The organism is Synechococcus sp. F70.1, assembly GCF_047502745.1.
Lineage (GTDB): Bacteria > Cyanobacteriota > Cyanobacteriia > Thermostichales > Thermostichaceae > Thermostichus.
This window is the reverse complement of sequence record NZ_JANSJL010000061.1, coordinates 109,973-133,482: the sequence shown is the minus strand read 5'-3', so window position 1 is coordinate 133,482 and position 23,510 is coordinate 109,973. Positions and strand designations below refer to the sequence as shown.

Sequence of the window (23,510 nt, the reverse complement as noted above, 5' to 3'; positions counted from 1 at the left end):
CAGCAGGGCTGAGGTAGCTGCTGCAGTTCGGCGCCCAGGTCAGGCCCCGTTTCCCGGGTTTGCCAGGTGGGAGGACGCCGCTGGCGATGCTGTCGAACCCGCTCCGCCCACTCTGGGTCAGCCTCAGGATCCGGCTTAGGCCCCGTGGCCAGGTAGAAGACCGGCAGTCCGGAAGCGGCAGCTAGGCTCTCCGCCAGCCGACTTTTGCCGCAGCGGGCAGGGCCGCAGATAAGTACAATCGCCATCAGGCGGGAGGAGGGAAGTCCATTGCCTTAGCTTAGCGGTTGAAAACCCCTGCGCGGAGCTCGGGCACATTCTCTGGATCTGTGAGTTTGGAGCTAGGATAAAGCTCAATTAGGAGCAGTTTTACAAGAGGCATGACGGATCCCAAGCCAGCATCTTCCCCTGGCCAAAGTGCTGCTTCAGCTGCCTCGCCAACCTTTCCTCCCCTTTGGCTGAGCCTGGCGTTGGGGATCACCACCGCGCCGGTTTTGTTGGGCCTGGTCTTGGCGGATCGGGCGGGGAAGTGGCTGGGATCTCTGAACTGGGAGGATCCGGGCTGGTGGTTGGGGGAACGGCTGCCCAACCTCGACAGCGCCTCTCTCGGCTGCCAGGCGCAAGAGCACCCTGATTCTGAGCCGGTGAAGTAGCTGGCCTGTTGCCTGCGTATCATCATAGGTAGAACAGGTTCCTAGCAGGAGTGAGCAGTCTTTGCGGAGATCGCTTAGGCCAGCCCGAGATTTCACCTCCAGCTTCTTGGGAGAGGTGGGTTGGCTAGTGGCTTTTTTCTTTACAGCAGTGGTGAGCGGCTGCGTGGGTTACCTCTTCGGCCAACGTGCTCTCTCGGGGGTCTCCTCCCCGGTTACCGAAACCAGCACTCCTTCTGCCTCGCGGGTCATTCGCGATCCCCGCACTGTGCCCCTCCTCAACGAGGCAGAGGTGATTGCAGCAGCGGAAGCCCTTCTTCGCCCGCCTTCAACTCCTACTCCGCTTTTTACACCCCCACCTGTTGTCCCTCTCACTCCTACTCCCGTACGCTCCCTGTCTCCCGAGTTGGCTTCGGCTCCCTCTCCCTTGCCTACCCCGCAGCCTGCCTCCCCCTCTCCGCCCACGCCCTCTCCTCCGCCTCTCCAAGTGGCTGCCAGCGGGCAGGTGGCCATGCAGGTGCTCTCCGTGCGTCGCGAGGGAGGGCAGGTGGTTTTAAACGTTGCCCTACAAAACAATTCGCCGGAAACGGTGCGCTTTCTCTACAGCTTCCTCAACGTTACCGACGACAACGGCCGGCCAATCGACGCTCTCATCCAGGGCTTGCCTGGAGAGCTGCCTCCCAACAGCCAAGTTTTCCAGGGAACGATCCGCATCCCTGCCTCTAGCCTAGCTGGCTCCCGCTCATTGTCTTTGAGCCTAGCGGATTATCCCAGCCGCCGCCACCAAGTTGGGGTCAGCGGGATCCCTGTGCCACCCTAGCCTCTTCTTCTGCCCGTGGAGTTGAGAACCGGTGCCCAGCCCAGCCTTTGAGCGCCCTGAGCAAATCCGGGAGCTCTTTGACCGCATTGCTCCTCACTACGACGCCCTTAACCAAACTCTAAGCCTGGGGCTACATCAGGTTTGGAAGCGCATGGCCGTACGCTGGTCGGGTGCGGCTGCGGGGGAGCGGGTGTTGGATCTCTGCTGTGGCACTGGCGACCTGGCCCTGCAACTGGCCCGGAGAGTGGGACGAGGCGGACAGGTGGTGGGACTGGATTTCTCCCCAGCCATGCTGGCCATTGCCCAGCGCCGGGCCCGGCAATTGTTCCCCGACTACTCCCTGGAGTGGGTCTTAGGCGATGCTCTGGCCTTGCCTTTTCCGGATGGCAGCTTTGACGCCATTACGATGGGCTACGGCCTGCGCAACGTAACCGACATTCCTCAGGCCCTGCGGGAGATTTGCCGGGTGCTCAAACCTGGCCGCCGCGCTGCCATTTTGGATTTCCATCGCCCCAGGGGGATCCCTTTCCTGGAGAGCTTTCAGCGCTGGTACCTCAACAGCTGGGTTGTGGCTCAGGCCAAAGCCCTGGGATTGGCAGCCGAATATGCCTACATTGACCCTAGCTTGGATCGCTTTCCCTCCGGAGAACAACAGCGGCAAATGGCCTTGCAGGTGGGATTTTCTGCTGCCAAGTTCTATCCTCTCGCCGGCGGCATGATGGGGGTGCTGCTGGTGGCCCGCTAGTCTTCCACCACCCTAGCGCTGAGGAGAACCCTGCTGCCAAGTTCTGGCAGGGCAGGGGCGGCCGTAACCAGCACTTCTTGGACGCGCGCCTCCTCGGAGGGGGGTTGCGCCAGGCGCAAGGCAACAATGGCACTGCCCTGGGCATCTACCTGAAAGCTGCCGCAGTAGAGCATCTCCTCAGTGTCCAGCTTGAGCCAAAGGTGGTAGCGCTCCCCTTCAGGCAAAGGGGGCAGATCCCTTGCTGCCAAAACCACCGCCTGCCACTCCCCCGGGCGAAACAGCAAGTTAGCTGACCCTGCCTCCCCTTGCAAGGTAACTAGGCGAGATCCCGGCTGTTGGAGCAACTGGGCCAGCGCCTGCCCCGCTTCTAGGGGAGCTGGCTGCGGGGTCTGCCGTAGCCGCCAGTTATCGAAAGCCAGCAACAGCAGGGCCACTGCCCCTAGGCCCCTCAACCAGCGCTTTTTGAGGCGAGCCAGCCCTAGAGAGGGCAAGGCTGGCTGGGGGGGGATGGGCGGGGCGCCCGCTTCTGCCATCACCTGGCTTCGCACGCTGGCTGACGGGATCACCCCCGGCAGCCCATAGGGCAACAAATGCAGAGCTTCCTGGAGGGCTTGCAATTCTGCCGCTAGCTGGGGCTCTTGAGCCAAGCGCGCCTCTAGGGCCCTTGCCTGCTCGGGTGGCAAGATCCCCAGCAGATAATCGGCTAGGATTTCTTCTCCCAGCTCAGAGGAACGTGTAGACATGGCCATCCCAAAGCCCCGCCGCCTTACTGGTCAAGCAGAGGCCGCAGGGATCTCCGCAACTTGCAGAGGGCTTGGCGAGAGCGGGCTTGGACGGTTGCCAGGGGCATTCCCAGCTCCTGGGCAATGTCTGCCGCGCTTAGGCCTCGATAGTAGAGTAACTCCAGCAGCTGGCGCTGGCTTTCCGAGAGTTGACTGAGAGCCTCCTGAACGGGCTGCCGCCGCTCTTCGACGGAGAGCTGCTCAAAGGGGGCTGGGGATCTATGGCTGGCAATCAGCAGAGGCTGCCAGGGTTTCCCGAGGCGGCGCTGGCTGCCTCGAGAGCGCAGACGCTCAAGGGCCTGCGCCCGGGTCAACCTACACAGAAGACTGTTGATGGATCCCTGCCTTGGATCGTGGCTGGGCTTCCGCCAGAGAAGGGCAAACACCTCCTGAGTTAGATCCTCCGCCTCAGTCATACAGCCCAGGATCTGGAGGGCCAGGCCATAGACCAAGCTGGCGTAGCGATCATAAAGAGCCGCTAGAGCAGCAGGCTGCCCCGCTTTGAGGCCTTCCATCAGCTCCAAATCGGTGCAGGCTGGCCAATTCCTCACCCGCTTGCGCCAGAGGAAACCGACCTGCTTGTCCATCATTTGCCCCCCTGCCGCCGAAGTTGACAAGCAGTACGCCTAGGCCTCCGCCTAGCTGCGCTTCGGGGTTGGGAAAGATCCGGTGACCGCCTGAATCTTCTGCCGCCGCCCACCGCGCTCAATCTCCAGCTCCAGCTTGCTGCCTACCTCCATGCGCTCCACCTCTTGCTGCACCTGGTCGGCAGTGGTTACAGGGCGGCCATTGATGGAGAGAATGATGTCGCCAGCGCGCAGCCCGGCCCGCTCGGCTGGGGATCCCTGAACAACCTCGCCGATGAGCACCCCCCGATCCACCGTTACGAAAATGCGGCTGTTGGGATCCTGGTTGAGGCGTTCCTTCAGCTCAGGAGTGAGGGTAAGCATGCGGATGCCCAAGTAGGGGTGATCCACCCTGCCTCGGGCAATCAGCTGCTTGGCCACCCGCTGGGCTGTCTCAATAGGGATGGCAAAGCCCAGCCCCTGCGCTCCCTGGATGATGGCGGTATTGACCCCAATCACTTCCCCTTGGGCGTTGAGCAGCGGACCGCCAGAGTTGCCGGGGTTAATGGCTGCATCGGTCTGGATGAAAGACACCCGCTTGTCGGGCACGCGGATCTCGCTGCTGGAACGGCCCAAGGCACTGATGATCCCAGCGGTTACCGTGTTGTCTAGCCCTAGCGGGTTGCCAATGGCAATGGCCCACTGGCCCGGCTCGAGAAGCTCAGAGCGGCCCAGCTTCACCGTTGGCAGGTTTTGGGCGTCAATCTTCACCACAGCAATGTCCGTAACTGGATCCGTGCCGATGACCTTGCCCTCAAAGCTCCGGCTATCTTTCAGCGTCACCGTTACTTTGTCAGATCCCTCTACCACGTGGGCATTGGTGATGATCTGGCCGTCCGGGCTAATGATAAAGCCGGAGCCGGTGCCTTGCTGTCGCCGCTGTCGTGGCAGGGGAGGGATCACCTGGCCAAAGAACTCGCGGAAAAACGGGTCGCTAAAGAACTCCTCTGGGAAAGCCCCAGGAACGTTCACTGTCCGCTCCGCGTCGATGCGCACTACTGCCGGCCCCACCTTCTGGGCCACCTCGGCAATAAAGTTCAGGTTCGGCTGGGGCGGAGTTGCCGTCGTCTGAGCCAATACCCCCTTGCCTCCCACCAGAGCTGCCCCCAGACCCATGCCCAAGAGCACCAGCAGCACTGACGAGAGAAGAGACCTTAGCGCCGAGACAGCCCAAGGCCGCAAAAAGGGAAAGCCTCTTTCCCCCTGCGACAAACAGTGCGGTTGGGCAGAAGCGCCTGAACTGGGGGAGGGTTGCTCTGGCGTGGAGGGGATGCGCTTCATGGCCACAGGAAAAGGGTGTAAGCCCTACCTGAAGGGAGAAACCTAGGGCTAATCTAGCACGGACAGCAGAGTTCCCAAAGCGGCGACGGCAGCGCTTTTCCGCACTTCTATTAAGGCCAAAGAGCAGCAGAATCTACTGGTTTGGGGTAGTCCACCCCACTTTTGGACGGGGTTTGATGGAGGGGGAATGCCAAAGTAGCTCTTGCCCTTGGCTTTGGCCAGCTTGCCGCTAACGTAGAAGTGGAGCTCAGGGATTGAGACCATGACCAATCTAGCCCGTCGCCTGTTGGCCCCTCTAGTGGGGGGGATGCTCTGGCTACCGGTGGCTACGCCGGTTCTGGCGCAGAGGGATCCCTTGCCACCTCCGCCCCGTGGCGAGGGATGGCGGCCTGTAAATCCAGGGACAGGCGGAAACGGCTTTGGCCGGCCCTTTCAACTGCGAGCCACGCTGCTGTTGCGCTCCGGAGACTTGATCCAAGCGGTGCATCGCTCTGCTGAGCCCCTTTTCTTGGCCCCTGGCGAAACTCGCACCGTCAGGCTCACTCTGGAAACCCCCCTGCGGGATATCTACGGCAACACGGTTGTCCCGGCAGGAGCTCTCCTAGAAGGCCAATTCCAGCCAGTCAGCGGCGGCGCCCAGTTTGTCTCGCGAGCTTTGATTTTCAATGGCCGATCCTACCCCCTCTATGCGCAAAGCCAGGTGATCCCGCTGCGCAAGGATCCCCGTCACACCTCCGCGGAAGCAATTGTCCAAGATGCCCTGATTGGGGCAGCCGCAGGGGCTCTCTTGGGGGGCCTTTTGGGCGACCGGGTGATCTCAACCGAGAAAGTGCTGGGCGGAGCAGCCGCAGGGGCGGTGATTGGCAATGTAACAGCGCCAGAAGTGGCGGTGATTGAGGCCAACGCCAGCCTGGCCCTAAGGGTTACGCAAGACTTTCAACCCTATCTGCCCTAGCGGCAAAGGGAGAGCTCCTTTCCTGGGAAAGATTTTAAGAAGTGTGAAGATCTAAGATGGCAGACGGCAGGCATATCGGAAAATAGCATGCGGGTATGCCTGCCATACTCCTTTTTTAAAAAAGCGACTTGAGGATGGATATCCATGAGCGTTATCACGAAGTCGATTGTGAATGCGGATGCGGAGGCCCGCTACCTCAGCCCGGGAGAACTGGATCGGATTAAGTCCTTTGTTACCTCGGGGGAGAAGCGGCTGCGCATCGCTCAAGTCTTGGCGGAGTCGCGCGAGCGCATCGTTAAGCAAGCAGCTGATCAGCTCTTCCAGAAGCGTCCCGACATTGTCTCTCCAGGGGGCAACGCCTATGGGGAGGAAATGACGGCAACTTGCCTGCGGGACATGGACTACTACCTGCGCCTGATTACCTACGGGATCGTTGCCGGCGACGTTACCCCGATTGAAGAGATCGGCTTGGTGGGTGTGCGGGAGATGTACAACTCTCTGGGCACGCCCCTCCCGGCAGTGGCGGAGAGCATCCGCCTCATGAAGCAGGTAGCCATGGGTCTTTTGTCTCCCGAGGACGCGGCTGAAGCGGCCTACTACTTCGACTTTGTCGCGGGAGCCATGAGCTAGGCTCTTTTTCGACTGCCCTCTGTTTAAGGTTGTTTGATTTAGGAAGCTCATCATGCAAGACGCCATTACTGCTGTTATCAACAGCTACGATGTCCAAGGCAAGTACCTCGACAGCTCGGCCATGGACAAGCTAAGGGCTTTCTTCGCCACGGGCGAGCTGCGGGTGCGAGCGGCTGCCACTATTGCCGCCAACGCTTCCAACATCATTAAGGAGGCTGCTGCCAAGGCCCTGCTCTACTCCGATCTCACCCGCCCTGGTGGCAACATGTACACCACCCGTCGCTATGCTGCTTGCATTCGCGACATGGACTACTACCTGCGTTACGCCACCTATGCGATGTTGGCGGGGGATCCCTCCATCCTCGACGAGCGGGTGCTCAACGGCCTCAAAGAAACCTACAACTCGCTGGGGGTGCCAATTGGGGCAACGATTCAGGCCATCCAAGCTATGAAAGAAGTAACCGCTGCTTTGGTGGGCCCTGAAGCCGGCAAAGAAATGGGTGTGTACTTCGACTACATCTGCTCTGGCCTCAGCTAACTGCCAGCCTCGTGGCCTTGGCGTGAAGTTCATCTAACAAGCACGACAGGCGACTTGCCCCAGGGATCTGGTGTGCTAACTAAGGTACGCGAGCTTTCTGAGGTGGGTCGCCTGTGTTGCTGGTCAAGTTAATCCTTGCCAGGGGGGATCCTCCACCATGCGCATGTTTAAGATTACCGCTTGTGTGCCTAGCCAAACCCGAATTCGCACCCAACGGGAGCTGCAGAATACCTACTTCACCAAGTTGGTGCCCTACGACAACTGGTTCCGCGAGCAGCAGCGCATTCAGAAGTCGGGTGGCCGCATCTTGAAAGTAGAGCTCGTTGCCGGCAAGCCAGGAATAGACGTGGGGCTGCTGTAGTGCCCCTGCCCATCTGCGGTGGCCTCCTTGCCAGATCTGGCAGACTCAGCTTCAGGGCACTTGGCTCTGGGGTTAGGGAGGCCAGGCTGGCTATTTTGTGGGGATGAGGTTGACGGAGCGGGAGCCGGTCATTACTGTTAACAACCTGAGCAAGGTTTACCCCGTAGCCATCAAGGAGCCGGGGGTAGTGGGTACATTACACCACTTTTTTCGCCGCACCTATCGCTACATCCCGGCGGTGCAATCCCTGAGCTTTCAAATTCAAGCGGGGGAGGTGGTAGGCTTTCTGGGGCCGAACGGGGCTGGCAAGACCACCACCCTTAAAATGCTGACGGGTCTCATCTACCCCTCCAGTGGCACGGTACAGGTGGTTGGTCATTTGCCCTACCGGCGCGAGCCAGCTTTTTTGCGGCAGATTACCCTGGTGATGGGGCAAAAGCAGCAGCTCCTCTGGGATCTGCCGGCGATGGACTCCTTGCGCATTAACGCCGCTGTTTACGAGATCCCGGAGAAAGTGTTTCAGGAGCGGGTGGAGGAGTTGGCGGAGCTGCTCAACCTGAAGGACAAGCTAAAGCAGCCGGTGCGCAAGCTTTCCCTAGGGGAGCGGATGAAGGCAGAGCTGCTGGCGGCCCTGCTCCACCGCCCGCAGGTTTTGTTTTTGGACGAGCCCACCTTGGGGTTGGATATCAACGCCCAGGCTGCGGTGCGGCAATTTCTGCGCGACTACAACCGCCGCTATGGGGCAACAGTGCTCCTGACCAGCCACTACATGGCCGATATTACCGCCCTCTGTGAGCGGGTGTTGGTGATTAGCGGCGGGCAGCTTATCTACGATGGCGGCCTGGAAGAGCTGCGGCAGCGCTTTGCCCCCTACCGAGAGGTAAAGCTGGAATTGGCCCACCCCTGTCCCCTGGCGCAACTGCAGTCCTATGGCGAGCTGCGCAGCGAGGGGGATCCCGGCAGCAGCTGCGAGGTGCGGCTGTGGGTACGGCGGGAACACCTCACCCAGACGGTAGCCAGGCTCCTGGCGGAGCTGGAGGTGTTGGACTTGGCGGTAACCGATCCGCCCCTTGAAGAGGTCATCGGGCGAGTGTTTGCCGGAGAGATCTAGGCCGCTCCCCCGCCAACTCCTCTTCCTCTTGGGGAGGAGGCAGCCGGGAAGCCTAGCCTTGCGCTCAAACCTTCTGAGTGGCAGCCTCCCGCTGGGCAGCCGTTGAGCGAGCTGCGTGCAGAGCGGCGTAGAGCTTATTGAGGGCATTCATATAGGCTTGCGCAGAGGCAACAATAATGTCCGTGTTGGCAGCATGTCCTGAGAAAATGCGATCCTCATGGCGCAGGCGGATGGTGACTTCCCCCATGGCGTCAATGCCGGCGGTAACCGACTGGACGGAAAATTCAATGAGCTGGTTAGGAATGTTAACAATGCGGTTGATGGCTTTGTAAACTGCATCTACCGGTCCCGTGCCCACCGCTGCATCCACCTTTTCCTCGCCTTCAGGGGTAATCAGGCGCACGGTAGCTGTGGGCGTCTCGTGATTGCCACACACCACTTGCACATGCTCCAGCCGGTAGAGATCCGGCACTGGCCGGGTTTCGTCGTTAACAATGGCCTCCAGGTCGAGATCGGTGATCTCTTTCTTCTTGTCGGCCAGCTCTTTAAAGCGCAAGAAAGCCTTGTTGAGCTCTTGCTCTGACAACTCGAAGCCCAGCTCCTTGAGGCGGGTACGGAAGGCATGGCGGCCTGAGTGTTTGCCCAACACCAAGGTGCTCGATTGCAGACCGATGGTTTGGGCGTCCATGATCTCGTAAGTCTGGCGGTTTTTGAGCATCCCGTCTTGATGGATGCCGGACTCGTGGGCAAAGGCGTTGGCCCCAACAATTGCCTTGTTGGGCTGCACCAACATGCCGGTGAGGTTGGAGACAAGGCGAGAGGTGCGGTAGATCTCCTGAGTCTTGATGTGAGTAAGGGGTTTTTCAGAGTCCACTGGCAGGCCAAAGTAGGGGTTAAAGTAGCTGCGGCGCACATGCAGGGCCATCACTAATTCTTCCAGCGCCGCGTTACCGGCCCGCTCGCCAATGCCGTTAACGGTTACTTCCACCTGGCGCGCGCCCTGCTTGATGGCCTCTAGGAAGTTGGCTACTGAGACTCCCAGGTCGTCGTGGCCGTGGACAGAGATGATGGCCTGCTTGATGTTGGGCACGTTCTCACGGATGCCTTTAATCAGTTGGCCGAATTCCTCGGGCATGCTGTAGCCGACCGTGTCAGGGATGTTGACGGTTTTGGCCCCGGCCCGGATGGCTGCTTCAAGAACCTGGTAGAGGAATTCGGGATCGGAGCGGGTGGCGTCCATGGCGGAGAACTCCACATCGTCGACGAAGGATTTGGCATAGGCCACCATCTCCTCGGCAATCTGCAGCACCTCAGCGCGGGTTTTGCGCAACTGATATTTGAGGTGGATGTCAGAGGTGGAGATGAAGGTATGGATGCGGGGCTTGGCAGCAGGCTTGAGGGCTTCAGCTGCCGCTTCAATATCAGCCTTGCAGGCACGAGCCAGGCTGCAGATGACGGGGCCATCGGGGGTGCCCACGTGTTCCGCTATCTTCTGCACCGCCTCAAAGTCGCCGGGGCTGGCGTAGGCAAACCCCGCCTCAATGATGTCGACCCCTAGCCGAGCCAATTGCCGGGCAATGGCCAGTTTCTCCTCAGCGTTGAGGGTTGCGCCAGGACACTGCTCCCCATCGCGCAGAGTAGTGTCGAGAATAAGCACATGATCCAAAGCTTGGCCATCGAATGAAGAAGAGGGAGAAGATGCGGCAGCGTTCATAACTTGTTCGATTGAAGAAGGGGACAGTAGGCAGTGCTTTTTATTTTGGCATTCCTAGAAGCGGCGTAAAGAGCCACCGGGGACAGGTCAGCGGCTGGCAAAGGCAAAACCCGTTGGGTGGCCTCGGGAGGAGGCATTGCCGACCGCCTTTGGCGATACTCGACCGAGGGAGAAGGGGAGGGGTGAGGCTGAGCTAGCCAATGCAAAAGAAGTAGCTGCAGACCAACTCCTGGCTGGACAAGGGTTGCCTTCTCCAGCAAGCCAAAATGCTACGATAGCGGCAAGGAAAAAAGGAAGGCAAAGCGTTACATGGCAGAATATACTCGGTCGATTTCCTTTTACGGACGGGAAATTGACATCAATATTGGCTTGATGGCCCCCCAGGCAGGCTGTGGAGTCTGGTTAACCTGTGGGGAAACTTCCGTCTTGGTCACGGCTACCCGCCAGGAAAATCGCGAGGGGGCTGACTTTTTGCCGTTGCTGGTGGACTACGAGGAGCGCCTCTACGCTGCTGGTCGGATCCCAGGGAGTTATCTGCGGCGCGAGGGTCGGCCCCCGGAGCGGGCTACTTTGATCTCGCGTCTCATCGACCGACCCCTGCGGCCCTTGTTCCCGGAGTGGCTGCGGGATGACGTACAAATTGTAGCCACTACCCTCTCTGTGGACGACAAGGTGCCCCCTGACGTGCTGTGCATCTTGGGAGCCTCGCTGGCCCTCCACGGCGCCCGCATTCCCTTCAACGGCCCGGTGGCAGCGGTGCGGGTGGGCCTACTCCAGGATGAGTTTATCATCAACCCCACCTACGCCGAAATCGAGGCTGGCGACCTGGATCTGGTGGTAGCTGGCTGCGCCGACGGCGTGATCATGGTCGAGGCAGGCGCCAAGCAGCTGCCGGAAAAGGACATGGTCGAGGCTATCGAGTTTGGATTCGAGGCTGTTCAGGAGCTCCTCAAAGCTCAACAGCAAGTCCTTGCCGATCTCAACATCCCTCGTGTAGAGCTACCCCCACCCCCCGTCAATGAGGAGCTGGTTGCCTTCGTAGCAGAACAGGCCCAGGAGGAGATTCGCGCTGTCCTCAAGCAGTTTTTGGACAAGACCAGCCGCGAGCAGCAACTGGAGGCCATCAAGGCCAAGCTGGCGGCCCAAATCCAAGAACGGCCAGAGGGGGATCCCTTGCGGCTTTACCTGCTGGAAAACCCCAAGGAGTTGGACAACCAGTTCAAGGCTCTCCTCAAGAAGCTGATGCGCCGACAGATCCTAGAAGAGGGGGTGCGGGTAGATGGGCGCAAGCTGGATGAGGTGCGGCCAGTCTCTTGCCGAGTGGGCTTGATCCCGCGAGTCCACGGCAGTGCTCTGTTCAACCGCGGCCTCACTCAGGTTCTTTCCATTACCACTCTTGGCACCCCTGGCGATGCCCAGGAGTTGGACGACCTCCACCCCGTAGACGAAAAGCGCTACATGCACCACTACAACTTCCCTGGCTTTTCCGTGGGAGAGGTGCGGCCCTCTCGTTCGCCAGGGCGGCGGGAGATTGGCCATGGGGCGCTGGCGGAGCGGGCCCTGGTGCCCGTGTTGCCCAAGGAGGAGGAGTTTCCCTACGTGGTGCGGGTGGTCTCGGAGGTGCTCTCTTCCAATGGCTCCACCTCGATGGCTTCGGTCTGCGGCTCTACCCTGTCTTTGATGGATGCCGGGGTGCCGATCAAGGCACCGGTCAGCGGCGTGGCCATGGGCCTCATCAAAGAAGGGGATGAGGTGCGCATCCTCACGGACATCCAAGGGATCGAGGACTTTTTGGGCGACATGGACTTCAAGGTGGCCGGCACGCGGGCAGGGATCACCGCCTTGCAAATGGACATGAAAATTACCGGCATCACTGTTGACATCCTCGAGAAAGCTCTCCTGCAAGCCAAGGCTGGGCGCGACTACATCCTCGACAAGATGCTGGAGGTCATTCCTGCCCCCCGGCCGCAGTTGGCCAAAACGGCTCCCCGTCTGCTCACCTTCAAGGTGGATCCAGAAGACATCGGCAAGATCATCGGCCCTGGCGGCAAGATGGTGCGCAGCATTACTGAAGCCACAGGAGCCAAGGTAGACATTAGCGACGACGGCACGATCACAGTGTCTTCCACCGTCAGCGGCCAGGCCGAAGCGGCGCGGGCGATGATTGAAAACCTGGTGCGGCGAGTGGAGGAGGGGCAAGTTTACCTGGGCCGGGTGACCCGCATCCTCCCCATTGGCGCTTTTGTGGAGTTCCTGCCCGGTAAGGAGGGCATGATCCACATCTCGCAGCTGGCGGAGTACCGTGTCACCCGAGTAGAAGATGAAGTTGCCGTGGAGGACGAAGTGGTGGTCAAGGTTCGCAGCATTGATCACAAGGGCCGGGTCAACCTCACTCGGCTTGGCATTAGCCCTGAGGAAGCGGCGCGGGTGCGCAGCCACCGCCGTTGAGGCTAGGGTTTCTCCCCAGTCCCGTAGGGGCCAAGGTTCTGGCTTGCCCGCTCCACTGGTTGCCTCCCGCGGCGAAGTGGGCTGGGCCTTGGCTTGGGGGCTGGGGTGGGCTGCCTTGCTCAACCTTTCCGCTCAGCACCCTTTGCTGGTGCGGCTTGAGAGCGATGCCCAAGAATGGCTCTATGCCCTGCGCGGCCCCCAGCAGCCTTCCCCGGAGGTGGCAATCGTTGGCATCGATGGCCGCCTCGAAGGACAGGGGGAAAGTGGGGAGAGCAAGCCTCATCCCCATGTTGACTTTCTCCTGGAGCGCTCCAACTACGCTGCCCTGACCCTGCGCTTACTGGAAGAAGCAGAAGCCAGGGTGGTGGTGCTGAATCTGCCCAGTAGCTTTGTGGTCCCCCAGACGCTGGGTGACGAGGACCTGGATGCTCCCCTGCGTCAGGTAGTCCAGCGCTACCCAGATCGCGTAGTTTTGGCTACCCGCAGCAGTGAGAGCTTTGGCCGCCCTGAGATCACCATCTACAACCACTTCTTGCCTTTTTCCTCCCTACGGCTGGAGTATTTGGTAGCACCAGAACATGTTCAGGGAGTGGTGCAACACCGCCTGGATGGGGCTGGGATCCTGCGCCAGGCCCAGTTGCGAGGGCTCTACCTGCGCCGCGACAGCCAAAAGGAGCAGATGTTTGCCTCGGTGGAGGCCTTGGCTTTTGCCAAGTACGATCCAGAGCGGGCCAGCCGCTGGCTGCGCGAGCGGGGCTTCCGGCCGGTGCAATTCAACCCTCTCGGCGCCCAACACTCCATTCCCATCCTCCCTATCGAACAGGTTTGTCCGCCCCTCCCGCTCAACCTCGGCCAGACTTGCGGCGCTCATGAAGGGATCCCTCCCCTCAAGCCCGAGGTAGCTCGTCAACTGCAGGACAAGATTGTTCTGGTCGGCTTTGTCGGCGGCTACCCCGAGACCTTTCCCGTGCGGACAGCGGATGGATCCCAGATTGCGGCAGTAGAACTCCAGGCGCAAATCCTCTCCAGCCTGCTTACTGGCCAGGTCTACCGATCCCTGCCGGCAGAGCTAGCAGCGGGAGTTGTCTTCCTCCTAGGCGCGGCAACGGGCCTGCTCTTGGTTCTCTATCGACCCTCTTCGCGCGAAAACCGCTGGAAACAGGCGCGCTCTCTCCTCTTGCCGCTGCTAGGGCTAGCCGTTTACGAGGGCTGGGCTGTGGCCCAATTCTTGCTGGGGCGTTGGATTTGGCCGCTGACCTTGCCAGCTTTGGCCGTTGGCCTGACGGGGGTGAGCTTGCTGCTGACCCTGGTGATCTTGGAAAACCACCAGCGGCTTTTGGCTCAACAGCAGGAGTTGGAGCGCCTGCGCCGGGCTGAGCAGGAGGCAGCCATTGACCAAGCCCGTAAGCTCCTTTACCGGGTAGCCACTGACATTCACGATCGCGAGCTGCAGGAGCTGAAGGTGGTCATGGACGAGCTGGAGAGCTTGCAATGGCAACAGCAGCAGGGCAGGGCTCCCAATCCGGCTATTTACGATCGTCTGCTGGAGCAACTGGAGCAAATTGGGCGGGGCATTCGCGCCCAGCTCAATGACGTGCGCACCCTGGCCACCAAGCTGCACATTTCCCCTAGCTTGCGGGAAGGGCTGCACCGGGGCATCGACACCTACCTGGACGAGCTTATCCAAACGGGCAGCCTGACTTTACCTGTGGAGCGCCACCTACAGCCCTTAGCGGAGCCCAATACCAGTGAGTGGTTTGACCAGCGGGAGGACATCTTGCGCTTTTTGCGGGAGGCCATTGGCAACGTCATTGCCCATGTCCAGCCTCCCAAGGGCAACGCTTCCTTCGTCAAAGTGTCGCTGGTTCAAAGGGATCGCCTCTGCTGTCTGTCAATTATCAACGACGGCATAGAGTACGCCCCTACCCCGGGCGGCGGCTACGGCAGCAAGGCCATGAATACCATTGCCCGCTACCTACCCAAGGGCTCTTGGCACCGCACCCAAACCCCGGAAGGCTACACCCATGTAGAGCTACGCTGGGAGATGCCTGGTCCCTAGCTACAGTCAGGAAAGCAAGGGAAGCTCTTCGGCAAGCCTCTTGCTCCCTACAAGCTCCCGCCTGCCTTCCCTTCTCCTAGCGACCCAAGGCCTGTAGCCAGCCGATGAGGGTGGTGCCGGACAACGCTTCAAACAAAATCAGCGCCACAAAGCCAATCATCGCCAAGCGCCCGTTCAAGCGCTCCGCATACTCGGTAAAGCCCACCCGTGGAACGGGATCTACGTACATCTCTGGCTCAATGGCGTAGTTGTTGAGGCGGCCACCGTCTTCGACAACCACGGAGCGATATCTGCTCATAGGGTTCTCCTCATCCTTTCTTTAGCAGTGTAGCCTGCTCTATAGAGAATTGTAAAGTTTTGTTGAGGAAGCTGGGTAAGCAGGGTTGTGGCTTTCGTGAAGAGGTGCGAGCTCGGTGACTGAGACGCGGGATTTTGCTCCCCTGCAACCCGAGGACTACATCCCACTCTTCTCAAGCCAAGCCAGGTTGGGGATAATAGCAGCGGCTATGGGAGCAGCCATGTCAGCCCAGGAAAAGTTGCGAGCACTGCTGGAGACCCAGCCAGTAGCCAGTCTGGCAGTGCTGGAGCGGGGAGCGCCGGCGGTGTCGCTGGTGCCGTTTGTGGTGCAGTGGGATCCCCTGCGTTTTGCCATCGTCATTAGCGACCTTTCCCCCCACACTCAGGCCCTGCGGGAGGATCCACGGGTCGGCCTGCTCATCCACGAGCCGCCCACGGCAGGGGATCCGCGCAGCAACCACGCCTTGCCGCGGCTAATGGTCAGTGGAACAGCCCAGTTCCTCAGCCGCGAGGAGGCCCAAGCCCAGGGGTTTGAGGCGCTCTATCGCGCCAAGTACGAGATTGCCGAGATAATCCTGGGGCTAGCGGACTTCCACTTCTGTCAGATCACCCCCACTGGGGGCAGCTTCATCCAGGGGTTTGGCCAGGCCTTCCGGCTGAGTGGACCCAACCTGGATCAACTGGAGCACCTAGGCCGTGCGGATCCCGGATCCAGGCTAGGAGCAGCGGGTTGACCAGCTCCGGCGCCTCATCTTGGGGGCAGTGGCCCACCCCCGGCAGGGGGATAAACCCCACCACGCAGGGAAACTCGGCCAGGGCCCGCCCTAGGGCAATGGGCTCCCAGGGATCTGCCTCCCCCCAGAGGATGAGGACGGGGCAGGTGACCTGCGGCAGGAGATCTTCGGCCAAGGGCCCCTGGGAGTAGCGGACAAAAGCCAAGAAGACCTCTGCCGCCCCTGGGTCGAGAGCCGGTTGCAGCAAAAGCTGCACTAGATCCTCCGTAACTGCCTCCTTGCGCCCATAGGCTTGGAGGAGGATCTGGCGAATGGCTCGGGGCTGAGCTAGCTGGGCAAAGAAAAACCGCCCGAAGGGGGGCCACCCCAGCAGGAACTGCAGCAGAGAAGCAGTCCAGCGGCGCAGCCAGGGGAGCTGGTGTCGCTTGCGCTCGTGCAGCAGCCGCAGCGAGGGATCCAACATCGCCACTCCCAAGACCTGGGCTGGCTCCAAAACAGCCGCCTGCAAGGCCACAATGCAGCCAATGGAGTTGCCCACCAGATAAGCCGGCTCCCCCACCACCTCCCGCCCAAAATCGGCCACCTGGGCACCCCAGGTTTCGAAGGTGTAGGGGAGCGGGGATCCGGGCAAGGGCTTGGCGGATCCCCCAAATCCCAGAAGGTCAAGGGCGTACACGCGGCAGTGCCGCCCCAGCTCTGGCAGATTTTTCCGCCAGTGGTCGCTGCTAGCCCCAAAGCCGTGGATGAGCACCACCGCTGGACCAGCAGATCCCGCCTGCTGGTAGCGAATGGGCTGGCCCCGCCAGAGCCAGCGCCCCTCGCAAGGAGCAACACCGCTTGGAGAAGGCTGTTCGGGGAGCATGGGGATTAGGATGGCGCTCTTTTTTGCTGGCACAATTTGAATTGGGAAGCAAGTCCTCTCCCCCCTCGTGGCATGTCGCTGGTCACCTGCCCCCTCTTGGGCGTCAACCTGCACCTTACCCTGCCGGAAGCCCACCTGCAGAGCTACGCTGCCTGGATTGAAGCGCGCATCAGCCAGGGTCTGGGCGCCCAGGTGGTTACCTGCAACCCGGAGATGATCGTGCAGGCGCAGCGGGATCCGGCCTTTGCCCAAGTGCTGCAGGAGGCCGAGCTGGTGATCCCAGACGGCATTGGGGTAGTGTGGGCGTTGCGGCGGCAGGGGATCCGCGTCCAGCGGGTGCCAGGGATCGAGCTGGCCGAAGCCCTAATCTCGACGGCAGCTGCGCGGGGGTGGCGCCTGGCTTTGGTGGGGGGGAAGCCGGAGGTCAACCGGGCCGCGATTCAGCATTGGCAAGCCCGCTTTTCTTCCTTGGCCATCTGGGGCCACCACGGCTACTTCTCCCCCGCCGAGGAGGAAAACCTGCTGCTAGCTCTCCAGGCTTTTCAGCCGCAACTGGTGTGGGTAGGGCTGGGCTCCCCGCGCCAAGAGCTGTGGATTGCTCGCTGGCGAGCTCTGTTGCCCCAAGCCATCTGGATGGGAGTGGGCGGCAGCTTCGACATTTGGGCTGGGCAAAAACGACGGGCCCCCCGCTGGTGGCGCGACCATCACCTGGAATGGCTGTATCGTCTCTATCAGGAACCCTGGCGCTGGCGACGCATGCTGGCTCTGCCCAGATTTGCCTGGCAAGTGCTGTGGTCTTCTTCCTCCTCCCCGGCTTCCTCTTTGTAGGTGCTTTGCTGTAAACTACCCTACGGCTAAAGCCGGGAGCTTTAAGGACGCCGCTCCGCTGGCCCGAGTAGGGAAACTGCTTCCGGAAGAAGCAGTAGCTAGCTTGCAGGCCAGGGTTGTAGAGGGTGGCGCTCCTTGCCACGGCTAAGTCTGGGGATCTGTGCGCCGCGTTTTTCCATATGGCTGGTCAGCCCGTTGGCTATGCTTCTTGCTACTTGGCCAATCCAAGCCCAAGCCTCTCTCTTCCAGCTTTAACGGACTTAGGCCTTCAACCTCGCCCGCGATCCCTGCCCAGCGGCTCCGAGAGCATGGTGTTGCTGCGGGGTGTGAGCAAAGTCTTTCCCAACGGCGAGTGGATCTTGCGGGAGGTAGACTGGGAGGTGCGCCGCGGCGAGTTTGTCTTCCTAACGGGGGCCTCGGGAGCGGGCAAATCCACCCTCCTGCGGCTGCTCTACGGGGCTGAACAGGCCACCAAAGGCACGGTGATGGTGGATGGGGTGTGCCTGTTTTCTTCGGAAGGTCGGCAGCGGCCCTACCGGATTTCCTCCCGTCCCCTGGCGATGTTGCGGCGGCGTTTGGGAGTGGTCTTTCAAGACTATCGCCTGTTGGCCAATCGCACCCTAGCGGAAAACGTGGCCTTTGTCCTGCGCGCCCAAGGGCTCTCCCCAGCAGAAATTCGCCGCCGCCTCGGGCCAACCCTGAAGATGGTGGGGCTGGCTGACAAGGAGGATCGCTTTCCCCACGAACTTTCAGGGGGAGAACAGCAGCGCCTCAGCCTGGCCCGTGCCATTGTCAACCTGCCGGTGCTGCTGCTAGCAGACGAGCCAACGGGCAACCTGGATCCGGAAAACTCGCTGTTGGTTCTCCAGATTTTGGAGCGGCTCAATTCTTTTGGGGTGACTGTCATCATGACCAGCCACGACCCCCATCTTGTGGAGCGGGCCGGCCACCGGGTGGTGCGCATAGAAGGAGGACGTCTGTATGATATGGGCTGAGGATCTGCCGGGATTCCCAGCGCAAGGCGGCGCTCCAGAGGGCTGGAATCCCAAGCTGGGTTCAGGTGGCGGTAGGCAGCATGCCATTTCTCTATAAGATCCGCTATCTCCTGCAGGAGACCCTTTTGGGGTTGCGGCGGGGGGGCTGGCTGAACTGGGCTGCGATCAGCACCCTGTTGGTGTTGCTGTTTTTGGTCGGGATCGGCGTGGAGCTGTCTTGGGGCGTGGAGGCGACGGTGCGCTCCCTGGGAGGACAACTGGAGATCTCTGTCTATCTGGAGCCGGGGCGCCGAGGGGTGGAGCTGGAGCCGCAAGTTGCCCGACTGCCTCATGTAGAAGCGGTGAGGGTGATCACCAAAGAGCAGGCCTGGCGCGACCTTTTGCTGGAGATGGGGATCCAAGATGAGGCGGCCCTGGAAACCCAGTTGGGAGAAAACCCCCTCGTAGATACCCTGCGGGTCAAGGCGGATTCTGCCGCAACCCTGGCTCAAGTGGCTGAGCAGATCCGTCGCCTGGAAGGGGTGGACGAGGTATACTACGGCAGCCGTGTTGTGGAGGAACTGGCCCAGCTTCAGGAGCTGCTGCGGCTGGGCTCCCTGGGCATCCTTGGGGTGCTGACCCTGGCCGCGGTGGCTGTAACCACCACTACCATTCGCCTTGTCGTCATCGCCCGGCGGCGGGAGATTGAGGTGATGCAGCTGGTGGGGGCAACGGCAGCCTGGATCTACCTGCCCTTTGTTTTGCAGGGCTGCCTGTTTGGGTTGATCAGTGCCCTGGGGGCTTGGGGCTTAGTTGTGGGATCCCGGCAGTTGCTGCAGGAGGCGCTGGAGCAGCTCATTGCCCTGCCCTTGATCAAAGTGTTCCAGGCAGGTTCCGATCCCCTGAAGGCTTGGTTCTTACCGCTTTTGCTGTTGGGGATGGGAATTTCCCTAGGCACCAGCAGTAGCCTCATTGCAGTGCGCAAGTCAGCAGGTCGCGGGTTCTAAGCTTGGGACTTCTATGCCAGTCTACTCGGCCCCCTTACGCTACGATTGACTCAGGAACAGGAAGACTCCAACTATGGCGTCCCGCAACCCTCACTTGGCCATTGACAACGACGAGCTCATGCGTCGGGTAGAGGCATTGATTAACGCTTCCAAAAATCGCTATCGCATTACCGTGCAGGTAGCTAATCGTGCCAAGCGTCGCCGCTATGAGGATCCCGACGATGTCGAAGAAGGCTGGATGAAGCCCATTCGCCGCGCCATCCTCGAGATGTCGGATGAGCTGACCCAGCCAGAAATCATTGGCGATGAGTAGAAGTCGGCCCACCTCCTTGGAGCGGGAGGGAGCGCTCTTGAGGGACAAAGCTGGGTTTTTTGTCTACCAGCAGGCGCAGTTACTCCAAGAAGAAAAAGGCAATCCCAAGAATGGCATAGGTGGCCAAGAGCAAAAGCCCCTCCAACCAATTGGAACGCCCGTCGCTGGTAACGGAGTTAACCAGCAGCACGGAGACGGCAATTGCCACCAACTCCACTGGCCCGAAGTTAAAGTTCATCGGTTGGCCGAGGAGGCTACCGGCCAGCACCAAGAGAGGAGCCACGAACAGGGCAATCTGCATCGTCGAGCCCAGGGCCACCGAGAAAGAGAGATCCATCTTGTTTTTCAAGGCCACTGTGATTGCCGTCGCGTGTTCGGCCGCATTGCCGATGATTGGCAGCAGGATCACCCCCACAAACAGGGGCGTGACTTGCAACTGCTCGAGGGCGGTCTCTAGGGTATCCACCAGCAACTCCGACTCAAGGGCCACTAGCACTGTTAGCCCCAAAAGAGCGAGCACCCAGGGCCACAGCCGACTTTGCTCCGACGAGGCCGTCAAGATCTGGGGGATGGATCCCTCTGCCTGGAGAACCGGATTGGGGGCAAGACGGGCGGCAGCTTCCTCTTCCGCGGCTTCAGCTTCGTGAATGCTGTAGAGGTAGCTGTGGGTTTTGAGGGAAAAGAGCAAGGTGAGACCGTAGACGACTAGCAACACCAGAGCCACTGCCGTCGAGAGCTCCTGAATCGAGATCTCGCCCAAATTGGCATCGGCATAGGTAACCACGCTGGGCAGGATCAGCGCCACCACGGCCAGGTTCATTACTGAGGCGTTCATGCGCGCTACCTCAGGCCGAAAGCTCTGCTCGCGAAACTTGATCCCGCCCAGAAGCATGGCCAAGCCAGCCACCAGGAGCAGGTTGCTGATGATGGCGCCAGTGATGGAAGCCTTGACCACCTCCACCAGGCCAGCCCGCAGGGCCACCAGGCCAAGGATGAGCTCGGTGGCATTGCCAAAGGTGGCGTTGACTAGCCCCCCAATCATCGGCCCCGTCAAGGCAGCAATCTCTTCTGTGGCCTGGCCGGTAAACTTGGCCAAAGCCACCACTGCCAAAGCGGCGCAGAGGAAGATTAGGTTGGGATCCCAACCCCGAAGGTGGCCTATCCAGGAGAGGGGAACCCCCGCCAGCAGCAGAAACGGCAAGACGTTTAGGACTTTCTGCCAACCTGCTGCAGAACGAGCTGGGAAATTTGCATCCGCCAGAGTCATAGCTCCAAAAGATAAAGACCAGTAGCTAGTTCCAGTTTCAGATAAAGTGGCTGCCGCTGCAGCTTTGAGACTTTGCGGAAAATAGAACTGCCCAAAACAAAAGCCACCGTCTGGACATCTCCCGAAGCAGTCTAGCCGTTGCTGGGGAGGCGCGGATAGGGGCTGCTGAGCTTCCCCTGCCAGGAGCTCTCTCCAGCCTTTCAAAACGAGGAGTGCCAGAGGTAGCTTTCAGCCTAGGTCCAGTTGCAGGGCCAGATCCAGCAGCCGATGGGCCAGGGTAGCCTTGGGAGCCAGGGGGAGCCGCTCGGGATCTCCCTGACGCGGGATCCAATAGCCTTGGTTGTGGCTGCTGCCAAAGCCGCTCTCCGGCTGGTCAATGGGGTTGGCTACGATGGCGTCTAGCCCTTTTTGCTGGAGCTTCTTGCGGGCTAGGGGGAGGGGGTCCCCGCTCTGGGCAGCAAAGCCAATCAGGCGCTGGCCGGGACGTCGCTGACGGGCCAAAGCTGCCACCAGATCAGGAACGGGCTCCAAAGGCAGTAGCGACGGCAGCTCACTCTTTGCCAGCTTGCCCGCGTAGGTCTGCGCAGGTCGCACATCCCCCACCGCTGCTGCCATCCACAGGAGATCGGCCTGGGGGAACTCGGCCTGCAAAACCTGCTCCAGTTGGGCTGCTGTCTGCACAGGGATGGCCCGAATGGCGAAGGGTGCTGGATCAAAGGGGATCCCCAGTGGCCCGTGCACCAGGGTAACCTTGGCACCTCGGCAGGCGGCAGCCACCGCCAGCGCCACCCCCATCCGTCCACTGGCCGGGTTGCCGATGAAACGCACGGCGTCAATGGGCTCCCGTGTACCCCCCCCTGTCACCAACACCCGCTTGCCCTGCCAATCTTTTTTCCCCCCTGTCCAAAACAAAGCCCGCACGTACTCCTGCAACACCTCCGGCTCCAGCATCCGTCCTTCCCCCACCGCATCGCAGGCCAGGCGGCCACTGGCAGTAGGCAAGGCCCAAAAGCGGGGATCCCGCTGCAGTCGCTGCCAATTCTCAGCCACCGCCTCAGCCTTCCACATGTGTGTATTCATGGCCGGCGCCAAGGCCACCGGACCGCGGGAAGCCAAAACTACATTGGTGAGCAAATTGTCCGCCAGCCCCTGGGCCAGCTTGCCCAAGGTGTTGGCCGAAAGCGGCGCAATCAGGAGAGCCTCGGCCCATTCCCCCAGCTCAATGTGCAGGGGTCGCCCCCGCGTAGCTTGCCAAAACTCGGCATCTGTAAAAGCTGGCTGACGGGACAGGGTAGCAAAGGTCAGCGGGGAGATAAATTGTTCGGCGGCTCTGGTTAAAACCACCCTTACTTCTGCTCCCTGCTGCGCCAGAGCTGACACCAAGGCTGCCGTTTTGTAGGCTGCAATTCCCCCGCTCACCCCAACCAAAAGACGCCGCCCCGACCAAAAGAGATCCATATCAGTGAACACTCAAACAGCCTTGCTTCCAGTTTCCCTGCTTTTGCCTCCTGCCAGCGACACAAATCCCTCGCCCAAAGGCGCTAGTACTCCGACAGTAGACCTAGCTGAGAACAGCACTTGCAAGCCTATGGCTTGCCTGCGGAGAACCCCTCTTTGCAAAAGTCCAACCCAACTCTACAGGCTCCGTCCCCTAGACAGAATTCACTACTGCGGCTTTGCGCACCCGCCTCCTCAGATCCTACTCGGTTGCCAAACTTATCCCTTTAACAAGTCTAACAAGATAAGAAAGAGCTGAAGGCAACTCTATTGCAATCGCTATTTGTTTTTGGCTACACTAACTGTTGTCCTTAAACGCGCTGGATATGACTACGACCGGAAAGCCGAAGCCACTCACTGGCCAAGAGCTCCTCGACAAGGTAACCTCCATGGGAAACGCAGATCCCAAGGAGAAAGCTCGCGCTTGCGGTTACGTCACCTATACCAAGAACGGGCAGGAGCGAGTAAATCTGATGCAGTTCAACAACGCCTTGCTCAAGGCTATTGGGGTAGATCTCGGTACCAGTGATGAGAACGGTTCCCGCGGTCGCGCTCCTACCTTCCGGGTTTCGGTTCATAAGAACGGCAACATCCTAATTGGGGCCGCCTATACAAAGAAAATGGGCCTCAAGCCCGGAGATCAGTTTGAGATCAAGTTGGGCCACCACAACATCAAGCTGGAGCGCGTCGACTGATTTCCCATCACCTACCTTGTCGAGGTTCTCTCTAGTAATGCCAGCGTTTCAGGGGGGTACGGTGGGTGGGAAATCTTCCCCCTCCTTGAGGCAGAGAAGGGATCCTCACATCTGTTGAGGATCCCTAGTTGCAATTGTTGAGGGCTTCAGCGTAGAGGGTTCATGAGGGCAACGGATCCGCAGGTTGGGTCACTGCCAAGGGAGTTGCTGCAGTGGGTCTCCTCTCAGCCAGCCCCTGGGCAGCAGGACGCATTTGGCTGCAATTGACAGCGGTCGTTTTCGACGTGTAGGGTAGGGCAGCGAGCTGCTGCTTAAACCG

At 60.4% G+C, this 23,510-nt stretch carries 25 protein-coding genes; 16 read left to right on the top strand and 9 right to left on the bottom strand.

Going from position 1 to position 23,510, the window contains the following annotated elements:
* The coding region (locus NW860_RS06835; protein WP_414513233.1) for a bifunctional adenosylcobinamide kinase/adenosylcobinamide-phosphate guanylyltransferase at window positions 1-245 on the bottom strand (245 nt) is incomplete at its 3' end.
* Between the two features lie 132 nt (window positions 246-377).
* On the opposite strand from NW860_RS06835, the gene NW860_RS06830 reads away from it, so the two are divergent.
* The 3 genes from NW860_RS06830 (at window position 378) to ubiE (ending at window position 2,212) form a co-directional block, all read left to right on the top strand.
* A complete protein-coding gene (locus NW860_RS06830; protein ID WP_414420980.1) occupies window positions 378-650 on the top strand; it encodes a hypothetical protein in 273 nt (90 codons plus the stop codon).
* Window positions 651-711: 61 nt separating this feature from the next.
* The gene (locus tag NW860_RS06825) at window positions 712-1,467 is read left to right on the top strand and encodes a hypothetical protein (RefSeq protein ID WP_414513231.1); all 756 of its coding nucleotides are present in this window, start codon (window positions 712-714) and stop codon (window positions 1,465-1,467) included.
* 31 nt (window positions 1,468-1,498) lie between these two features.
* Window positions 1,499-2,212, top strand: coding sequence for a bifunctional demethylmenaquinone methyltransferase/2-methoxy-6-polyprenyl-1,4-benzoquinol methylase UbiE (gene ubiE, locus NW860_RS06820; RefSeq protein WP_414394628.1), 714 nt, complete (start codon window positions 1,499-1,501; stop codon window positions 2,210-2,212).
* On the opposite strand, the gene NW860_RS06815 is transcribed toward ubiE, so the two are convergent.
* From NW860_RS06815 to NW860_RS06805, 3 genes are read right to left on the bottom strand one after another with little or no spacing between them, the layout of a single operon-like run.
* Complete coding sequence (locus NW860_RS06815; RefSeq protein ID WP_414513229.1) at window positions 2,209-2,955, bottom strand: anti-sigma factor domain-containing protein; 747 nt, start codon at window positions 2,953-2,955, stop codon at window positions 2,209-2,211. The genes ubiE and NW860_RS06815 overlap by 4 nt on opposite strands.
* Before the next feature lie 23 nt (window positions 2,956-2,978).
* Complete coding sequence (locus NW860_RS06810; protein ID WP_414405686.1) at window positions 2,979-3,581, bottom strand: sigma-70 family RNA polymerase sigma factor; 603 nt, start codon at window positions 3,579-3,581, stop codon at window positions 2,979-2,981.
* Window positions 3,582-3,632: 51 nt separating this feature from the next.
* Window positions 3,633-4,901, bottom strand: a complete 1,269-nt coding sequence (locus tag NW860_RS06805) for an HhoA/HhoB/HtrA family serine endopeptidase (protein WP_414513227.1) — start codon at window positions 4,899-4,901, stop codon at window positions 3,633-3,635.
* 262 nt (window positions 4,902-5,163) lie between these two features.
* On the opposite strand from NW860_RS06805, the gene NW860_RS06800 reads away from it, so the two are divergent.
* The 5 genes from NW860_RS06800 to NW860_RS06780 all read left to right on the top strand — a co-directional run bounded on the left by NW860_RS06800 (window position 5,164) and on the right by NW860_RS06780 (window position 8,496).
* Complete coding sequence (locus tag NW860_RS06800; protein ID WP_414513225.1) at window positions 5,164-5,856, top strand: hypothetical protein; 693 nt, start codon at window positions 5,164-5,166, stop codon at window positions 5,854-5,856.
* A 144-nt stretch (window positions 5,857-6,000) separates the two neighbouring features.
* A complete protein-coding gene (locus NW860_RS06795) occupies window positions 6,001-6,486 on the top strand; it encodes an allophycocyanin (protein WP_414412090.1) in 486 nt (161 codons plus the stop codon).
* Window positions 6,487-6,538: 52 nt separating this feature from the next.
* Complete coding sequence (gene apcB / locus NW860_RS06790; RefSeq protein ID WP_414394636.1) at window positions 6,539-7,024, top strand: allophycocyanin subunit beta; 486 nt, start codon at window positions 6,539-6,541, stop codon at window positions 7,022-7,024.
* Between the two features lie 157 nt (window positions 7,025-7,181).
* Entirely contained in the window at window positions 7,182-7,385 is a 204-nt protein-coding gene (locus NW860_RS06785) for a phycobilisome linker polypeptide (protein WP_011431036.1), read from the top strand.
* A gap of 103 nt (window positions 7,386-7,488) precedes the next feature.
* On the top strand, window positions 7,489-8,496 hold the full coding sequence (locus NW860_RS06780; RefSeq protein ID WP_414412091.1) for an ABC transporter ATP-binding protein: 1,008 nt from the start codon (window positions 7,489-7,491) through the stop codon (window positions 8,494-8,496).
* A 64-nt stretch (window positions 8,497-8,560) separates the two neighbouring features.
* On the opposite strand, the gene NW860_RS06775 is transcribed toward NW860_RS06780, so the two are convergent.
* On the bottom strand, window positions 8,561-10,210 hold the full coding sequence (locus NW860_RS06775) for a 2-isopropylmalate synthase (protein ID WP_414394640.1): 1,650 nt from the start codon (window positions 10,208-10,210) through the stop codon (window positions 8,561-8,563).
* Window positions 10,211-10,519: 309 nt separating this feature from the next.
* Between NW860_RS06775 and NW860_RS06770 the strand changes: the two genes are divergently transcribed.
* Both NW860_RS06770 and NW860_RS06765 read left to right on the top strand, forming a co-directional pair.
* Window positions 10,520-12,658, top strand: coding sequence for a polyribonucleotide nucleotidyltransferase (locus NW860_RS06770; protein ID WP_414513222.1), 2,139 nt, complete (start codon window positions 10,520-10,522; stop codon window positions 12,656-12,658).
* A gap of 43 nt (window positions 12,659-12,701) precedes the next feature.
* The gene (locus NW860_RS06765; RefSeq protein WP_414513220.1) at window positions 12,702-14,717 is read left to right on the top strand and encodes a CHASE2 domain-containing protein; all 2,016 of its coding nucleotides are present in this window, start codon (window positions 12,702-12,704) and stop codon (window positions 14,715-14,717) included.
* A 76-nt stretch (window positions 14,718-14,793) separates the two neighbouring features.
* Here NW860_RS06765 and NW860_RS06760 read toward each other — a convergent pair whose 3' ends face one another.
* Complete coding sequence (locus NW860_RS06760) at window positions 14,794-15,015, bottom strand: high light inducible protein (RefSeq protein WP_414394644.1); 222 nt, start codon at window positions 15,013-15,015, stop codon at window positions 14,794-14,796.
* Window positions 15,016-15,130: 115 nt separating this feature from the next.
* Here NW860_RS06760 and NW860_RS06755 point away from each other — a divergent pair, with 115 nt between their 5' ends.
* The gene (locus NW860_RS06755) at window positions 15,131-15,748 is read left to right on the top strand and encodes a pyridoxamine 5'-phosphate oxidase family protein (protein WP_414513218.1); all 618 of its coding nucleotides are present in this window, start codon (window positions 15,131-15,133) and stop codon (window positions 15,746-15,748) included.
* On the opposite strand, the gene NW860_RS06750 is transcribed toward NW860_RS06755, so the two are convergent.
* Window positions 15,642-16,610: an alpha/beta fold hydrolase gene (locus tag NW860_RS06750; protein WP_414425721.1), complete on the bottom strand. Its 969-nt coding sequence runs from the start codon at window positions 16,608-16,610 to the stop codon at window positions 15,642-15,644. The two genes, NW860_RS06755 and NW860_RS06750, sit on opposite strands and share 107 nt — an antisense overlap.
* Window positions 16,611-16,682: 72 nt before the next feature.
* Between NW860_RS06750 and NW860_RS06745 the strand changes: the two genes are divergently transcribed.
* From NW860_RS06745 to NW860_RS06730, 4 genes are all read left to right on the top strand, one after another.
* Window positions 16,683-17,438: a WecB/TagA/CpsF family glycosyltransferase gene (locus NW860_RS06745; protein ID WP_414425660.1), complete on the top strand. Its 756-nt coding sequence runs from the start codon at window positions 16,683-16,685 to the stop codon at window positions 17,436-17,438.
* A 308-nt stretch (window positions 17,439-17,746) separates the two neighbouring features.
* A complete protein-coding gene (locus NW860_RS06740; RefSeq protein ID WP_414513243.1) occupies window positions 17,747-18,433 on the top strand; it encodes a cell division ATP-binding protein FtsE in 687 nt (228 codons plus the stop codon).
* Between the two features lie 80 nt (window positions 18,434-18,513).
* Window positions 18,514-19,419 carry a cell division protein FtsX gene (locus NW860_RS06735; RefSeq protein ID WP_414394652.1) on the top strand — a complete coding sequence of 302 codons (906 nt, stop codon included), beginning with the start codon at window positions 18,514-18,516 and terminating at the stop codon, window positions 19,417-19,419.
* Between the two features lie 73 nt (window positions 19,420-19,492).
* Window positions 19,493-19,732 (top strand): DNA-directed RNA polymerase subunit omega, encoded by a 240-nt coding sequence (locus NW860_RS06730; RefSeq protein ID WP_414513215.1) that lies wholly within the window; start codon window positions 19,493-19,495, stop codon window positions 19,730-19,732.
* A gap of 79 nt (window positions 19,733-19,811) precedes the next feature.
* On the opposite strand, the gene cax is transcribed toward NW860_RS06730, so the two are convergent.
* Both cax and coaBC read right to left on the bottom strand, forming a co-directional pair.
* Window positions 19,812-20,999: a calcium/proton exchanger gene (gene cax / locus NW860_RS06725; protein WP_414513214.1), complete on the bottom strand. Its 1,188-nt coding sequence runs from the start codon at window positions 20,997-20,999 to the stop codon at window positions 19,812-19,814.
* Window positions 21,000-21,227: 228 nt separating this feature from the next.
* Window positions 21,228-22,457: a bifunctional phosphopantothenoylcysteine decarboxylase/phosphopantothenate--cysteine ligase CoaBC gene (gene coaBC, locus NW860_RS06720; RefSeq protein WP_414513241.1), complete on the bottom strand. Its 1,230-nt coding sequence runs from the start codon at window positions 22,455-22,457 to the stop codon at window positions 21,228-21,230.
* A 365-nt stretch (window positions 22,458-22,822) separates the two neighbouring features.
* Between coaBC and NW860_RS06715 the strand changes: the two genes are divergently transcribed.
* Window positions 22,823-23,191, top strand: a complete 369-nt coding sequence (locus tag NW860_RS06715; RefSeq protein WP_414513212.1) for an AbrB family transcriptional regulator — start codon at window positions 22,823-22,825, stop codon at window positions 23,189-23,191.
* The last annotated feature ends 319 nt before the right edge of the window (window positions 23,192-23,510 follow it).

Bases quoted from the DNA above. Each gene is read 5' to 3' on its own strand.
- NW860_RS06745 (WP_414425660.1), top strand. From the start codon at position 16,683: ATGTCGCTGGTCACCTGCCCCCTCTTGGGCGTCAACCTGCACCTTACC.
- NW860_RS06800 (WP_414513225.1), top strand. From the start codon at position 5,164: ATGACCAATCTAGCCCGTCGCCTGTTGGCCCCTCTAGTGGGGGGGATG.
- NW860_RS06795 (WP_414412090.1), top strand. From the start codon at position 6,001: ATGAGCGTTATCACGAAGTCGATTGTGAATGCGGATGCGGAGGCCCGC.
- NW860_RS06735 (WP_414394652.1), top strand. From the start codon at position 18,514: ATGCCATTTCTCTATAAGATCCGCTATCTCCTGCAGGAGACCCTTTTG.
- cax (WP_414513214.1), bottom strand. From the start codon at position 20,999: ATGACTCTGGCGGATGCAAATTTCCCAGCTCGTTCTGCAGCAGGTTGG.
- NW860_RS06780 (WP_414412091.1), top strand. From the start codon at position 7,489: ATGAGGTTGACGGAGCGGGAGCCGGTCATTACTGTTAACAACCTGAGC.
- NW860_RS06770 (WP_414513222.1), top strand. From the start codon at position 10,520: ATGGCAGAATATACTCGGTCGATTTCCTTTTACGGACGGGAAATTGAC.
- NW860_RS06715 (WP_414513212.1), top strand. From the start codon at position 22,823: ATGACTACGACCGGAAAGCCGAAGCCACTCACTGGCCAAGAGCTCCTC.
- NW860_RS06730 (WP_414513215.1), top strand. From the start codon at position 19,493: ATGGCGTCCCGCAACCCTCACTTGGCCATTGACAACGACGAGCTCATG.
- NW860_RS06830 (WP_414420980.1), top strand. From the start codon at position 378: ATGACGGATCCCAAGCCAGCATCTTCCCCTGGCCAAAGTGCTGCTTCA.
- NW860_RS06805 (WP_414513227.1), bottom strand. From the start codon at position 4,901: ATGAAGCGCATCCCCTCCACGCCAGAGCAACCCTCCCCCAGTTCAGGC.
- NW860_RS06750 (WP_414425721.1), bottom strand. From the start codon at position 16,610: ATGCTCCCCGAACAGCCTTCTCCAAGCGGTGTTGCTCCTTGCGAGGGG.
- coaBC (WP_414513241.1), bottom strand. From the start codon at position 22,457: ATGGATCTCTTTTGGTCGGGGCGGCGTCTTTTGGTTGGGGTGAGCGGG.
- NW860_RS06810 (WP_414405686.1), bottom strand. From the start codon at position 3,581: ATGGACAAGCAGGTCGGTTTCCTCTGGCGCAAGCGGGTGAGGAATTGG.
- NW860_RS06775 (WP_414394640.1), bottom strand. From the start codon at position 10,210: ATGAACGCTGCCGCATCTTCTCCCTCTTCTTCATTCGATGGCCAAGCT.
- NW860_RS06760 (WP_414394644.1), bottom strand. From the start codon at position 15,015: ATGAGCAGATATCGCTCCGTGGTTGTCGAAGACGGTGGCCGCCTCAAC.
- NW860_RS06740 (WP_414513243.1), top strand. From the start codon at position 17,747: ATGGTGTTGCTGCGGGGTGTGAGCAAAGTCTTTCCCAACGGCGAGTGG.
- apcB (WP_414394636.1), top strand. From the start codon at position 6,539: ATGCAAGACGCCATTACTGCTGTTATCAACAGCTACGATGTCCAAGGC.
- NW860_RS06815 (WP_414513229.1), bottom strand. From the start codon at position 2,955: ATGTCTACACGTTCCTCTGAGCTGGGAGAAGAAATCCTAGCCGATTAT.
- NW860_RS06785 (WP_011431036.1), top strand. From the start codon at position 7,182: ATGCGCATGTTTAAGATTACCGCTTGTGTGCCTAGCCAAACCCGAATT.